A 14399-nucleotide genomic window follows, 5' to 3' on the forward strand; every position below is an offset into this window, starting at 1 on the left:
ACTAACACCTCAATATTTCTTTAAAAGTCGAACATAGAGAAATTATTTTGCGTACCTTGCTCAATTTCATCTACTAAATTATATTGAATTTCTTCATCATAATCGTTACGTAACTCGATAATATAATCAAAATCATCCAATGTGTATTCTGACTGACTCACAAATACATCAGGATGTTCCACAACTTTCGTTGCAGGCAATCTCATAATTTCACGAACGAGTTGCCAATGCCTTTCATTGGCACGCTTTGTTGACACAATTCCATCTAGGATGAAAATATTGTCATCGCTATACTCATCTTCAATCAATTGACTACGAACAGTTTGCTTAATGAGAGTAGATGATACAAATAACCATCGTTTATTTGCACAAACACTTGCGGCAACAATGGATTCTGTTTTTCCGACACGAGGCATTCCTCGTATCCCAATTAGTTTATGGCCTTCTTTTTTCATGATTTCCGCCATAAAGTCTACAAGTAATCCTAATTCATCACGCACAAAACGAAATGTTTTCTTGTCATCTGCATCTCGTTGTATGTACCTACCATGTCTAACCGCTAGTTTATCCCTTAGCTTTGGCGGACGATATTTCGTTACCGTTATGTTATCCATCGTATTTAAAATTGATTCAAGTCTAGAGATCTGCTCTTGATTATCACACATAAGGAGTAACCCACGTCGTGCATTATCAACACCATTAATTGTGACAATATTAATGCCGAGCATACCGATTAACGAAGAAACGTCACCAAGCAAGCCAGGTCGGTTTTTATGTATTTCATATTCAAAATACCATTCAATCATCCAAGATCACTCCCCTTGCTTACTTTACACCTACGTACTATATTATATGATTTCACCTTAATAGGGAAGCTAAATGTATAATCTCTCCCGTGTAATTATTATACAAAAAAAGTAGAGAGGAGAATCTCCTCTCTACTTTTACTTATGTTGTACAAACTTAACCATTAAATTTGCGATTGTATGCTGCTCTTGTTCATCAGCAACTTTCCAAAGCTCAGACAATAATTTTTCTTGATCGTTACGCGCTTCTACTTCATTTGCTAAATAATCGCCAACACGAAATGCCATATCTGATACGGCACCATTATTAAGCCCTTTTCCTTCCGCTTGTTCTAAACGTTCTCCTAAAAAGCTCTTCCACTGATCAAAATTATCTAACACTGACATAATTAAGCACCTCACTATTGAGTAATAAAATCATGCTTAATTTGTGCAACTTTTCATTTTTTATGTAAGAATTTTTTAACAATGCCAGCCACCATTCACACCGATAATTTGTCCAGTTATGTAAGATGCTCCTGGTGATACGAGAAATGAAACTGTCTTTGCTACCTCTTCTGGTAAACCTATTCTGCCTAATGGTATCTCTTCAGCAATGCCAATCTTATCTTCTTCAGAAAAGACACTTAACATTTCCGTTTCAATTGCACCTGGTGCTACTGCATTCACACGCAATCCACTTAAAGAAACCTCTTTTGCTAAAGCTTTCACATATGAATTTTGTGCTCCCTTTACCATTGAATATAACACTTCACAAGAAGCCCCTATTTGCCCCCATATAGATGAAACAACTACAATATTTCCACTTCTCCGCCCAATCATAGGTGGAAGTGCCTTTGATAGTAATTTATATACACTCTTAACTTGAAGTTCTACCATATAATTCAACTCATCATTTGTTACATCTGTCACTAATCCAAAGATACTCTTCCCAGCTGCGTATACGATAACATCAATAGGATGTTCAATTTGTCCCCACAACTGCTCTGCCCCATCATTAGAAGCTAAATCCGCTTGAACAGGAATCACTTCACCCCATTCCTTCTGTAACTCATTTACCTTGTCTTCACTGTTATTGTAATGAACATATACAGTATATCCATCTTGAATTAATTGTTTTGAAATAGCAGAGCCAATCCCTCCGCTCCCTCCAGTTACTAATGCATACTTTTTCATAATTACCCTCTCTTATCTCTACAAGCTCATTTTTCATATAACTAAATAATACCCTCATCTTACAATTTATCAATGATAAGATGAGGGTATCTTTTAAATTTTATTTTTTCGGTAAAACTTGACAAACGCTCATTTTTTCTTCTGATAATAATAATTTCGCTATTTCTTGTAAATCTTGAACAGTTAGACTTTCTAATTCAGTCAATGCATCAAACAAGCTAGATTCATTAAACGCATATCGCGTAAATTGATTTGCGATATATTCCGGTGAATTCAACGAGCGTAAAAAGCCACCAATTTTCTTTTTCTTTACTCGTTCTAATGCTGCCTCATCTAATTGATCATAATTTGTGTTTAATAAAATATCTTTCAAACGCTTTTCCAATTCATCCGGTTGCTTCGTATCACCGCCAACCATTGCAAAACCGAAGTTATTCTCTTCCGTATAATCATACGAGAACGAATCATCAATAAGCCCTTCATTATATAACGATTCGTAATGAACCGAGCTTTTTCCAAATAAATAATCTAAAAGTAACGTAAGCGCGATTTCTTGTTTTAAAAGAGCTTTCCCTTTTTCTTTTAAATTTGTCGCTTTAATACCGACTAAACATTTCGGTGTTTGTACAGGCATTGAAATGATTTTCTTCTTTTCATTTACCTCATTTGGTTCATCTTCAAATGAACGTACAATTTCCGGCTGATTTTTATAATCTTTTTTCGCTTGATTTTCACGCACTAAGTCCATTGTTTCCTCTGGATCAATTGCACCAACAACAAATAGTAACATATTGCTCGGATGATAAAATGTTTCGTAGCATTCATATAATAGGTCTTTCGTAATTTTACTAATAGACTCGATTGTCCCTGCAATATCAATTTTAATGGGGTGCTTTACAAACAAGCTATCAATTAATCCAAAGTATAAGCGCCAATCTGGATTATCTTGATACATTTGAATTTCCTGTCCGATAATCCCCTTTTCTTTTTCAACAGTTTTTTCAGAGAAGTAAGGCTCTTGTACGAAATTTAACAACGTATTTAAATTTTGTTCTACATTTGATGTGCATGAAAAAAGATAAGCTGTTCTTGTAAAGGATGTGAAAGCATTTGCCGATGCTCCTTGTTTACTAAACAATTGAAAAGCATCGTGATCTTCTTTTTCAAATAATTTATGCTCAAGAAAATGCGCAATTCCGTCAGGTACACGAATCATTTCTTCTTTACCTAATGGTACGAATGTATTATCCATAGAACCATACTTTGTCGTAAACGTTGCAAATGTTTTATTAAATCCTTGCTTCGGTAAAACATATACATCTAATCCATTCGGAAGTTTTTCATAATAGAGCGTCTCTTTTAATTGCTCATAAACAATCTTCTCCATTTATTCTCCCTCCGTTCCTTGTAAAAAGTAAATTGTATCTAGTTCAATATTTTTAGCAACTTTCACAATCTCTTCTTTCGTCACACTTTCTATACCTGTTAGCCATTCTTCAACTGGACGTGTACGATCTGAAATAATACCATGATATAGCATTTCCACAAATCCACGTGGCGTATCAATTGCTTCTAATATTTGATTTTGAATGACACTTTTCGTTTGATGCATCTCTTCTTCAGAAAAATCACCATTTTGCATCGCAAGCATTTGTTCTTTAATAATTTCAACTGCTTTTTCATAATTTTTTGCTTCAATCCCTGACATAACAAACAACAAGCCTTTATGACTTTCAAATCTTGATGCTGCATAGTACGCTAAACTATTCTTTTCGCGGACATTTACGAATAACTTCGAATGAGAAAAACCTCCAAATAGCCCATTGAACAATTGCAGTGCAAAATAATCTTCATCTTTATATGTGACAAACGTACGATAACCAATGTGTAATTTACTTTGTTTTAATTCTTGTTTTTCAACAACTTCTTTTTCTTCATTATTTCGCTTATGAAGGAGTACGTTTCTTTCTCTCACAGGACGCGCTGTAATAGAAAAATACTTACTTACAAGATCAACTGCGTTTTCTGAAATATCACCAATAATATATAGATCCATTTCATCTTCCGCTAACACCTTTTGATAATATTGATACAAACTTTCATTTGTAATAGAAGTAACACTCTCTTTTTTTCCATTTGCACTTAATCGATACGGTTCTACTTTGCACATTTCTTCGATTAAACGCTCATTTGCATAGCGCATTTTATCATCATAAGTAGCTTCAATTCTCTGCAAAAGCGCTCTTTTTTCACTTTCTACAATAGAAGGTAGGAAACTATTTCCCTCTGTTGCTGGATGTAAAACAATATCCGATAACATAGAAAGCGCTTTTTCAAATAACGGTGGTGCATCGTGTAAATATACTTCATTTGCAATGTCTACATAAATGGAGATGATATGGTCTTCCCCTTTTTTACTTACATCTACTCCCAAAGAAGATCCGTATAATTCTTCTAAATATTGACGTAGACGAATTACAGAAGGAAGTTTTTCTGTCGCACTTTGCAATACGTATGGCAATAGGGCACGCTCTGTCACCGTCTCCTCATTTAAAGGTGCTTTAAAACGAAATACAAAGGTATTTGTTTTATATTTATCAGTCGGAATAATATGTACTCGCAAACCACCTAACTCATGTAATTGTTGTTCCATTAGTTTCATTTATAGCCCTCCTTTACGTATATAGGAATATTCCTCTTCAATATACAGTTTTTAGAAATAAAAAACCAATTTTTCTTCCTTATTATGCTTACAAATTACTTATCGTTTTCCTTTTTCATAAGGAGTTCCTAATGCTTTCGGAGCTTCAGAACGACCTACAAAACCGACAAGTGCTAATATTGTGAATACATACGGTAATATCGTTAATAAAACACTTGGAATCTGGTCTAATACAGGAATTGTTCCACCCGTTACACTAAGAGACTGAGCAAAGCCAAAGAATAGAGCTGCACCCAGTGCGCCTAGCGGATTCCACTTCCCAAAGATCATAGCAGCTAAAGCTAAGAAACCTTGTCCTGTAATAGTTGCTCCTGAGAAGTTATTAGAAATGGACATTGCAAAAATCGCCCCACCAATTCCGGCAAACACCCCTGATATACAAACGCCGATATAGCGCATTTTATATACGTTAATCCCCATCGTATCCGCTGCCATTGGGTGTTCACCAACAGCACGCAATCGAAGACCAAACGGTGTTTTATAAATAACATACCAAACAACAAATGCTAAAACAATCGCAATATACGACGTTATTGGTACATTTGAAAAGAATATTTTCCCTATAACCGGAATATCCGAAAGACCTGGAATATCAATCTTTTCAATACGGTACTGAATAAAGTCAGTCTGCCCTTTATCAAAGATCTTCTTAATTGCAAATACTGTTAAACCAAGAGATAAGAAGTTAATTGCTACACCACTTACAACTTGATCCGCTCGGAATGTAATAGATGCTACTGCATGAAGTAATGCAAATAAACCACTACCAATTGCCGCAAACAATAACGCAATCCACGGAGTCATCGTTCCCCAAGTATCACCCATTAATAAGTTTGTAACAACTCCAATAAATGCACCAAATAGCATTAGTCCTTCTAATCCGATATTTACAACACCCGATCGTTCACTAAATACACCACCTAGTGCTGTGAAAATTATAGGTGCCGATGTATATAACGTACCCGTCACAAGAATGGCTAATATATCTAAAAAGCTCATTTATTTCCCCTCCTTGCTCATGCGTGTAAGCGCCCATCTTAACACATAACTACATGCAACAAAGAAGATGATACATGCAATAATTACGTTTATAAGCTCTGATGGCACATCTGCCTCAAAGTTCATTTGAGGGGAAGCACTTTTCAAACCACCAAATAATAAAGCTGAAAGGATAATACCAAACGGATTATTTCCTCCAAGTAAGGCTACGGCAATCCCGTCAAACCCTACCCCTGTAAAGGAGGACATCGCTGTCATGCTTTGGAATGTTCCTAATCCTTCCATCGCTCCACCAATCCCTGCGAACGCACCAGCAATTGTCATGGAAAATACTACATTACGAGAAACTTTCATCCCTGCATATTGAGAAGCATGTTGATTAAATCCTACTGACTTTAATTCATAACCTAAAGTTGTTCGATCTAATAAGAACCACATTAAAATAGCGATTAAAATTGCTACAATAATTCCCCAGTGAAGGCGTGAACCGTCAGTAATGGATGCAAGCCAGTCTGAAGATAATGACGCACTCTCTTTAATGTCGTACGTTTTATCATTACCCTCGTGTAAAAAGCGCTTAATAATATCATATGTTACATATAACGCGATATAGTTCATCATAATTGTTACAATAACTTCATTAACTTGAAACTTTCCCTTTAAATATCCAGGGATGAAACCCCAGATTCCGCCTACTAACGCTGCGAATAAAATAGATAATGGAATGTGAAGAACAGCTGGTAGCGAGACTGCATAACCGAACCAAACCGCTGCAAGCCAACCAACTAACAATTGACCCTCTACCCCGATATTAAATAAACCTGTACGAAATGCAAACGCCACCGATAAACCAGCAAGAATAAGCGGTATCATTGTACGAAGTGTTTCACCAATCGCACTTGGACTGCCGAACATGCCTGTCCAAAGTGCACTATAACCAACAATTGGGTCATAGCCACTAACTAGCATTACAATCGCTCCTACAAGTAAGCCAAAAATAACGGATAGTACTGGGACTAAAATATTTATCGTTCGTTCTGTTAAAAGTTTTTTAGCCATTTGTACCCACCTGCTCCTTCTTTGTTCCTCCAGCCATTAACAATCCAAGCTGTTGTTCATTCGTTTCTTTCGCATCAACTATTGCTACAATTGTTCCTTCATAAATAACAGCAATTCGATCGCTAACATTTAAAATTTCCTCTAACTCTAGTGATAAAAGTAATACACCTTTTCCTTTATCTCTTTGCTCTATTAATCTCTTATGAATAAATTCAATTGCCCCTACATCTAAACCACGTGTCGGCTGTGCTGCAATTAATAAATCTGGATCACGGTCTACTTCACGTGCAATAATTGCCTTTTGCTGATTTCCCCCAGATAGTGCACGAGCTAACGTTTGCTCACTAGGTGTACGTACATCAAACTGTTCAATAAGTGCCTTTGCTTTTTCTGTAATTTTGCTGAAATTTAAAATCCCTTTCTTTGAAAACGGATTTTTATAGTACGTTTGCAAAACTATATTATCTCTAACAGAAAAATCAAGAACGAGTCCGTGTTTATGACGATCTTCTGGAATATGACCAATTCCTTCTTCTGTTATTTTTCTAACAGGCCAATTTGTTATTTCTTTCCCTTTAATTGCAATAGAACCTGACTCAACTTTTCGTAAACCAGTAATTGCTTCTATTAATTCACTTTGTCCGTTTCCATCAATTCCTGCAATACCGACAATTTCCCCCGCACGAACAGTTAAGTCAAGGCCTTTTACAGCAGGTAGTTGACGTGCATCGTGAACAACAAGGTTTGCAATTGAAAGTACCTCTTCTTTTGGCTTCGCGTCTATTTTTTCTGTTTTAAAATTCACTTGACGTCCGACCATTAATTCTGCAAGTTTATTTTCATCCGTATTTGCAACGTCAACCGTTCCAATCCCTTTTCCTTTACGAATAATCGTACAACGATCGCAAACTTCCATAATTTCTTTCAACTTATGTGTAATAAGAACAATAGATTTCCCTTCTTGCACAAGCTTTTTCATAATTTGAATTAGCTCATGAATTTCTTGTGGTGTTAACACAGCTGTCGGTTCATCAAATATTAAAATTTCTGCCCCGCGGTAAAGTGTTTTTAAAATCTCAACACGCTGTTGCATACCGACAGAAATATCTTGTATTTTCGCATATGGATCTACAGCTAAACCGTATTGTTCAGACAGTTTTTGAATTTCTTTAGCAGCTTCCTCAACAGCAATTTTCCCTTTTTTCTTCGGTTCGTTTCCGAGAATAATATTCTCTGTAACTGTAAAATTATGAACAAGCATAAAGTGCTGATGTACCATTCCAATACCAAGGTCATTTGCTATATTCGGATTTGTAATCTTTACAGTTTTTCCTTTAATTTTAATTTCACCTTGTTCTGGCTGGTACAAACCAAATAGTACATTCATCAATGTGGATTTCCCTGCACCATTTTCTCCAAGTAAAGCATGTATTTCTCCCTGCTTTACTTGCAGCGTAATATCATCATTCGCTACAATGCCTGGGAATACTTTCGTAATGTTATTCATCTCAATTACGTATTCCATTGTGTTCCTCCTTTTAACAGGGAACATTCCCCTATTACACTATTAACTTATTAAGCAATTCGGAAGTTTTATACATACAAAGGTTAGTTCTATGAACTAACCTTTGCTATTTCTCTATTTATTTTTTTAGAGAAGCTTCATATTCTTTATACTCTTTATCTGTAGCTGGTACTTTAATTGCACCATCTGTAATTTTCTTTTCAAACTCTTCTACTTTTGTTAAAATTTCAGGGTTAACTTTTTTCACGTTGTCAGTTGTTTTTGCAATACCAACGCCGTCATCTTTTAAGCCAAACGCTTCTATTTTACCGCCTTTTAATTTACCGTCTTTCGCTTCTTGTGCTACTTTTTCAACAGCGATATCTACACGTTTTACCATTGAAGTTAATGTTACATTTTCAGGCATACCTTCTTGGTTTTGGTCACGGTCAACACCGATTACCCAAACGTTTTCACCTTTTTTCTTACGGTTTTTCGCTTCAGTGAATACACCATTACCTGTACCACCAGCAGCATGATAAATTACATCTACGCCTTGACCATACATTGCTGAAGCAAGAACTGTACCTTTTTCAGGTTTATCAAATGCTTCTGCATATTCAGATACGATTTCAATATTTGGATTTACTGCCTTTGCACCAGCTTTAAATCCATTTTCGAATTTACTAATTAAATCACTCTTCATTCCACCAACAAATCCTACTTTATTCGATTTCGTTGACATAGCTGCTACCGCACCTACAAGGAATGAGCCTTCATGATCTTTAAATGTAATGCTTGTTACGTTTGGTGCATCTACAACAGTATCAACGATTGCGAATTGTTGTTTTGGAGATTCTTTTGCTACTTCTTTAATTGCACCTTCTAATTTATAACCAATTCCGAAAGATAAATCATACTTATCTTTTGAAAATTTCTTTAAGTTTGGAATATAATCTGCTTCTTTTTCAGACTGTAGGTAACGATAATTTGTCTTTTCCTTTAAATCGTTATCTTTACCAAACTTTTTTAGCCCTTCCCAAGAAGATTGGTTGAATGATTTATCATCAACGCCTCCAACATCTGTTACCATACCGACTTTGAAATCTTTATTGTCTTTACTGTCTTTCTTGTCACTGCTCGCTTTATCCGAGTTACCACATGCACCTAAAACTGTACTTGCTGCTAATGTTAATGATAATAAAAGACCTGCTTTTTTCTTCATACTAGAAACCCCTCCTAAAATGATATATATTTCTTCTTACGCTGCTGTCCCTTACTTCTTGCTGTCACCTCCCTAAAAAGGAACTTACTTACATACGTTTTCTTAATACGTGGAAGCTAAACTTATCAGCTCTAAAGTAATTAATAGAATATAAGATTGGCTCATCATTTTGATCATAGTGCATTTGTTTTAATACAAGCAGTGCTGTTTCAGGCTCACATTCTAAAATCGGTGAGATTTTCGGATGGTAACCAATCGGCTCAATATGAGCAACCGCATACGTTATGCGCTTATGCGTGTTATTATGTATCACTGTAAGTAATGATTCTTCATTGTAGCCCGATAAATCCGGCAATATTTCTTTTGCAAGTTTATCAATGCAATATACAACAGGTTCCCCATCCGCTGTACGCACACGCTCAATCATCACTGCATTAAAACCATCTTCACTATTAAACTTCTCTTTTTCTTCTTCGGTTAAAGTTGTTGTAGATGATGATAAAAAGATTGTTCCTGGTGTTTTCCCCACACTAGAAATCATATCTGTAATACTAGAAAGTTGTTCTATTCCAGAAGAAAATAATGGCTTTGCATTTACAAACGTCCCTACACCATGTCTACGAATGACAACATTTTCTTCTTCTAAAATACGCAATGCTTCCCTTAAAGTAGCTCTACTTACGCCAAGTTCTTTCGCTAAATCAAACTCTGATGGCAGCTTTTGTCTTTCTTTGTAAGCCCCATCTTTAATTTTTTCTTTGATGTGATCAATCACCCGTAAATATAGGTGACGACTATCGGATTTTACTGACATAAGACTCCCCCGCATTTCAATTATTCGACCTCTGATGTAAGACTTCTTTTCTCTTTTTTCAACTTACAACATAGTAAACATGACTAATCACTAAAAATAAACACAATTGTCGAATAAATATTAATAATTTTTTTAGATAAAATTTTCACTCTTTACTGCATAAAAAAAACTTTGCACCATAAACATTCCTCTTTTCGAGAAAAAGTTCGGCACAAAGATCCCTTACATCCTTTGTTACACACTTTTCCCCTCATAGTCTAGCAATTCATGGTTGCCAGGTAGAAACTTATGGACCTTATCTCCAAGATTATATGAGGCAGTGATTCTTTTCGAAGTAATCTTACCACTTGCTCTCATACGTGTCAACAAAATTTAACATTTTTCTACAATGAATATCGAACATTTATAAAAAGGCACACTCATAGCATTCGTATTCTAAAGAACCGACTTGAATGTAAGCCCTTTCTTTCTTGTTGGATATAGTATATAACAAAAACAGTATATAAAAAAAGCCTAATTGCAAAAACAATTAGGCTTTTTTAAGAACTTTTTTCTTGTACATCATTAATGAGCACTTCTCTCGGTTTACTACCCTCATATGGACCTACTACACCGTTCATTTCCATTGCATCAATTAGACGAGCAGCTCGCGTATAACCTACTCTAAATCTACGTTGCAACATAGAAACAGACGCTGTTTGCATTTCCACTACGAGCTGAACTGCTTCATCGTATAATTCATCTTCAACTTGCTGCTTTGTCTCAGGGACATCTTGTGGAATCATATCCTCTTGATATTGTGCTTTTTGCTGCCCAATAACATATTCTACAACTCTCTCAACTTCATCATCTGATAAAAATGCACCTTGTACACGAACAGGCTTTGATGCACCAATTGGTATAAATAGCATATCTCCACGACCTAGCAGCTTCTCTGCGCCACCACCATCAAGAATTGTACGAGAATCCGTTTGAGAAGATACAGCGAATGCAATACGTGATGGAATATTCGCTTTAATAACACCTGTAATAACGTCAACCGATGGGCGCTGCGTTGCAATAATTAAATGAATACCAGCCGCACGAGCCATTTGTGCCAAGCGCATTATCGCATCCTCTACATCCGACGAAGCAACCATCATTAAATCTGCTAACTCATCCACAATTACTACAATATACGGTAATTCAGGTTGTTTCGCTTCCGATTGATTATTATGCGCTTTAATATAATCGTTATACCCTTCAATATTCCGCGTACCACTATGAGCAAACAACTCATAACGGCGTTCCATCTCACTTACAACCTTTTTCAAAGCTTGCGATGCTTTTTTCGGATCAGTTACAACTGGTGTTAATAAATGGGGCACACCATTATATACATTTAACTCTACCATTTTCGGATCGATCATCATTAATTTTACTTCATGCGGTTTTGCACGCATTAAAATACTAACTATAATCCCGTTAATACACACACTTTTCCCACTACCTGTCGCACCGGCTACTAGTAAATGGGGCATTTTATTTAAACGGGCCAATACAGCTTCACCTGTAATATCTCGTCCAAGACCAATTAACAACTTCTCTTCTGGATGATTATTAGCCTTAGAGTCCAGCACTTCCCTAAGTGTTACCATAGAAACTTCTGAGTTCGGAACTTCAATCCCTACAGCTGATTTCCCGGGAATAGGCGCTTCAATACGAATGTCTTTCGCAGCTAAAGCAAGCGCTAAATCATCACTTAAACTAACAATTTTACTTACCTTTACTCCCATATCAGGATACACTTCATACTTCGTAACTGCAGGACCTCTGTGTACTTTTGTCACTTTCGCTTTCACACCAAAACTTTGGAATGTACGTTCCAATTTACGAGCATTTTCATAAATTTCCGCATTTTCATTTGTAACTTGCTTATTTTTTGGGAACTTTAATATATCAAGCGAAGGAAGCTTATAATCTTTATTTTCAACATTTGAAAATTGCATCGGTGGGGCACTTGTTTCCGCCTCTAAAGATTCCACAATTTTTTCTCCACGCTTTTTCTTAGGCTCTTCAATAGGTGGAGCTTCTTCAATAAACGGTGAAGTAATTGGATCTGTTACATGTTCTTCTTCCATCCGTTTATCCTCTTCTTCATTTACAGGATAATTCTCAGTGAAATTTGAAATAATGGGGGGATCAATTTGCATCTCTTCCATCGGCTCAATCACTTCTTCTTGCTCCACAGCACGTGCGTGTCTTGAACTTCTTGTTGTTTTTTTCTTTTCTGTTTGTTCAGCAATCCTTTTTGATCGCCAATCTTTATAATCCCCTTGCATAACTTGAAATTGACTTCTAAGAATTCTACCCACCGGGGCAAGAACTTCTCCAATATGCTTATTTGTTATACAAAGTATTCCAAGAATAACTAAAATAATTCCAATGATATAGGCTCCTACTTCATCAAATAAGAAGTAACATGTTGCGAACATGAGCGCACCAAACATCCCACCGCCTAAGTGAACGCTATCTGGCCCTTTTTTCATTTCAAGAAAGAAGTTATCTTTCGTACTCACAATAACAGAAGTATTTTGCACTGCTCCATCTTTCGTAAGAAGGTTAAATAATGTAATATGACTGAACATTAATATCGCCAATACAATTAAATAAAAACCGATTAACCGTTTATTTAAAAGGTTCGGCCATCCACGTTTTATAACAAACGAAACCGATAAAGCTATTACACCTAACACACCAATTATGTACCACTCACCAAAGAAGAAGCGAAAAAATAACACAAACGATTTCCCTACAACGCCTAGCTGTAAAATCGTAATGATTGAAAGTGCAAAAAGAGCCAAACCGACGATTTCATAATATAGAGTTGGCTTTATCGTACGTCTTGCCTTTGCCTTCGTCCCTCTTTGCTTTTGTTTTGCCATTTCTTCACCTCGTGTTCTACATATAAATAAGGACAACCTCTAAAAAAACTCTACTTATATGTCTGTTTTCTCTATTCTTTCAGGTCTTTATCTCTTCTATTTTTACACTTCTTGTAAAATGTTAAATAAACAGAAGAAAGCAGCCCCCTACTCATGGCTGCTCAACCGTCTTGTTTTTTATATTATACCATAGCTTCTGAACAAAATCCTTCTTTTTGCTAAAAGGTTATTTTCTGACCAGGCTCATACTCTAAGTAGTGAAATGGATTCGTACTTAACACACGCACAATAGAATAACACCCATGTTCCTCTTCAGAAACCATCAATTCAACACCATGTATATTTACAACTTTTTGACTTTCACATTGCGAATAATCGGCAGGGTATACAAGTTGCTCTGGCATAATTGTATATAGAATCATTGTAGCATCGTTCCTTCTGCATTATCATCTGCGCGAGCCTCTATTAATTCGTTTAGTTTTTGAAGTGCACTCCCAATGCCACCCACATCATCAATAAGACCATACTTCACTGCATCTCCACCAATTACATTCGTCCCAATATCTCGGGTCAAATTCCCTTTCGCAAACATAAGTTCTTTAAAACGATCTTCCGTTACTTTCGAATGTTTCGTCACAAATCGAATGACTCTTTCTTGCATTTTATCCAAATACTCAAATGTTTGCGGCACACCTATAACAAGACCGGTTAAACGAATTGGGTGAATCGTCATCGTCGCTGTTTCTGCAATAAATGAATAATCAGTCGAAACTGCAATTGGTACACCAATCGAATGCCCTCCGCCTAAAACAAGAGATACCGTCGGTTTCGAAAGCGAAGCTACCATCTCAGCAATCGCTAGCCCTGCTTCAACGTCTCCTCCAACTGTGTTTAATATTAAAAGCAAACCTTCAATTTTCGGATTTTGCTCAATCGCGACAATTTGCGGGATAATGTGCTCATATTTTGTTGTTTTATTTTGCGGTGGCAACTGAACATGACCTTCCACCTGTCCAATGATTGTTAAACAATGAATACGTGATTCATTCATTTGCGGCACATTCGTTTGTCCAAGCTGTTGAATTTTCTCCACTATTGAAGCTTCTTTCGGAACTTCTTTCGGCCCAGCTTCTTTTTCTTCATTTGTATAACGATCACGTTCTGTCATAT

13 protein-coding genes and 1 riboswitch are annotated in these 14399 nt (G+C 36.3%); all 13 genes read right to left on the minus strand.

Translation table 11 applies throughout. The features are described from left to right. Window positions 1–20 precede the first annotated feature (20 nt). On the minus strand, window positions 21–806 hold the full coding sequence (locus tag BTOYO_RS05110) for a DUF3388 domain-containing protein (protein ID WP_000574107.1): 786 nt from the start codon (window positions 804–806) through the stop codon (window positions 21–23). A 138-nt stretch (window positions 807–944) separates the two neighbouring features. Continuing rightward, window positions 945–1193, minus strand: a complete 249-nt coding sequence (locus BTOYO_RS05115) for a DUF3243 domain-containing protein (RefSeq protein ID WP_000114447.1) — start codon at window positions 1191–1193, stop codon at window positions 945–947. A gap of 75 nt (window positions 1194–1268) precedes the next feature. Then, complete coding sequence (gene ymfI / locus BTOYO_RS05120; protein WP_000759598.1) at window positions 1269–1982, minus strand: elongation factor P 5-aminopentanone reductase; 714 nt, start codon at window positions 1980–1982, stop codon at window positions 1269–1271. A gap of 100 nt (window positions 1983–2082) precedes the next feature. Then, window positions 2083–3369, minus strand: a complete 1287-nt coding sequence (gene yfmH / locus BTOYO_RS05125; protein WP_000411961.1) for an EF-P 5-aminopentanol modification-associated protein YfmH — start codon at window positions 3367–3369, stop codon at window positions 2083–2085. Next, window positions 3370–4644: an EF-P 5-aminopentanol modification-associated protein YfmF gene (gene yfmF / locus BTOYO_RS05130; protein ID WP_000772425.1), complete on the minus strand. Its 1275-nt coding sequence runs from the start codon at window positions 4642–4644 to the stop codon at window positions 3370–3372. 99 nt (window positions 4645–4743) lie between these two features. Next, on the minus strand, window positions 4744–5703 hold the full coding sequence (locus BTOYO_RS05135) for an ABC transporter permease (protein WP_000008853.1): 960 nt from the start codon (window positions 5701–5703) through the stop codon (window positions 4744–4746). Next, window positions 5704–6762 (minus strand): ABC transporter permease, encoded by a 1059-nt coding sequence (locus BTOYO_RS05140; protein WP_001085263.1) that lies wholly within the window; start codon window positions 6760–6762, stop codon window positions 5704–5706. Then, entirely contained in the window at window positions 6755–8287 is a 1533-nt protein-coding gene (locus BTOYO_RS05145) for an ABC transporter ATP-binding protein (RefSeq protein WP_000456934.1), read from the minus strand. The genes BTOYO_RS05140 and BTOYO_RS05145 overlap by 8 nt, the downstream gene beginning before the upstream one ends. A 118-nt stretch (window positions 8288–8405) precedes the next feature. Continuing rightward, window positions 8406–9491, minus strand: a complete 1086-nt coding sequence (locus BTOYO_RS05150; protein WP_000725766.1) for a BMP family lipoprotein — start codon at window positions 9489–9491, stop codon at window positions 8406–8408. A gap of 88 nt (window positions 9492–9579) precedes the next feature. After that, complete coding sequence (locus tag BTOYO_RS05155) at window positions 9580–10305, minus strand: GntR family transcriptional regulator (RefSeq protein ID WP_000114182.1); 726 nt, start codon at window positions 10303–10305, stop codon at window positions 9580–9582. Window positions 10306–10538: 233 nt separating this feature from the next. Continuing rightward, a riboswitch (purine riboswitch) is annotated at window positions 10539–10640 on the minus strand. 204 nt (window positions 10641–10844) lie between these two features. Beyond that, a complete protein-coding gene (locus BTOYO_RS05160; RefSeq protein ID WP_001118764.1) occupies window positions 10845–13229 on the minus strand; it encodes a DNA translocase FtsK in 2385 nt (794 codons plus the stop codon). A gap of 218 nt (window positions 13230–13447) precedes the next feature. Continuing rightward, entirely contained in the window at window positions 13448–13651 is a 204-nt protein-coding gene (locus BTOYO_RS05165) for a YlzJ-like family protein (protein WP_000605018.1), read from the minus strand. Then, window positions 13648–14397, minus strand: coding sequence for a translocation-enhancing protein TepA (gene tepA / locus BTOYO_RS05170; RefSeq protein WP_000139819.1), 750 nt, complete (start codon window positions 14395–14397; stop codon window positions 13648–13650). The genes BTOYO_RS05165 and tepA overlap by 4 nt, the downstream gene beginning before the upstream one ends. Between the last annotated feature and the right edge of the window lie 2 nt (window positions 14398–14399).

This window comes from Bacillus toyonensis BCT-7112 (genome assembly GCF_000496285.1).
Lineage (GTDB): Bacteria > Bacillota > Bacilli > Bacillales > Bacillaceae_G > Bacillus_A > Bacillus_A toyonensis.

Excerpts from the sequence above, each read along its gene's own strand:
- ymfI (WP_000759598.1), bottom strand. The coding sequence starts at position 1,982 with ATGAAAAAGTATGCATTAGTAACTGGAGGGAGCGGAGGGATTGGCTCT.
- BTOYO_RS05155 (WP_000114182.1), bottom strand. The coding sequence starts at position 10,305 with ATGTCAGTAAAATCCGATAGTCGTCACCTATATTTACGGGTGATTGAT.
- BTOYO_RS05135 (WP_000008853.1), bottom strand. The coding sequence starts at position 5,703 with ATGAGCTTTTTAGATATATTAGCCATTCTTGTGACGGGTACGTTATAT.
- BTOYO_RS05160 (WP_001118764.1), bottom strand. The coding sequence starts at position 13,229 with ATGGCAAAACAAAAGCAAAGAGGGACGAAGGCAAAGGCAAGACGTACG.
- BTOYO_RS05150 (WP_000725766.1), bottom strand. The coding sequence starts at position 9,491 with ATGAAGAAAAAAGCAGGTCTTTTATTATCATTAACATTAGCAGCAAGT.
- BTOYO_RS05145 (WP_000456934.1), bottom strand. The coding sequence starts at position 8,287 with ATGGAATACGTAATTGAGATGAATAACATTACGAAAGTATTCCCAGGC.
- BTOYO_RS05110 (WP_000574107.1), bottom strand. The coding sequence starts at position 806 with ATGATTGAATGGTATTTTGAATATGAAATACATAAAAACCGACCTGGC.
- BTOYO_RS05140 (WP_001085263.1), bottom strand. The coding sequence starts at position 6,762 with ATGGCTAAAAAACTTTTAACAGAACGAACGATAAATATTTTAGTCCCA.
- yfmH (WP_000411961.1), bottom strand. The coding sequence starts at position 3,369 with ATGGAGAAGATTGTTTATGAGCAATTAAAAGAGACGCTCTATTATGAA.
- yfmF (WP_000772425.1), bottom strand. The coding sequence starts at position 4,644 with ATGAAACTAATGGAACAACAATTACATGAGTTAGGTGGTTTGCGAGTA.
- BTOYO_RS05115 (WP_000114447.1), bottom strand. The coding sequence starts at position 1,193 with ATGTCAGTGTTAGATAATTTTGATCAGTGGAAGAGCTTTTTAGGAGAA.
- tepA (WP_000139819.1), bottom strand. The coding sequence starts at position 14,397 with ATGACAGAACGTGATCGTTATACAAATGAAGAAAAAGAAGCTGGGCCG.
- BTOYO_RS05165 (WP_000605018.1), bottom strand. The coding sequence starts at position 13,651 with ATGATTCTATATACAATTATGCCAGAGCAACTTGTATACCCTGCCGAT.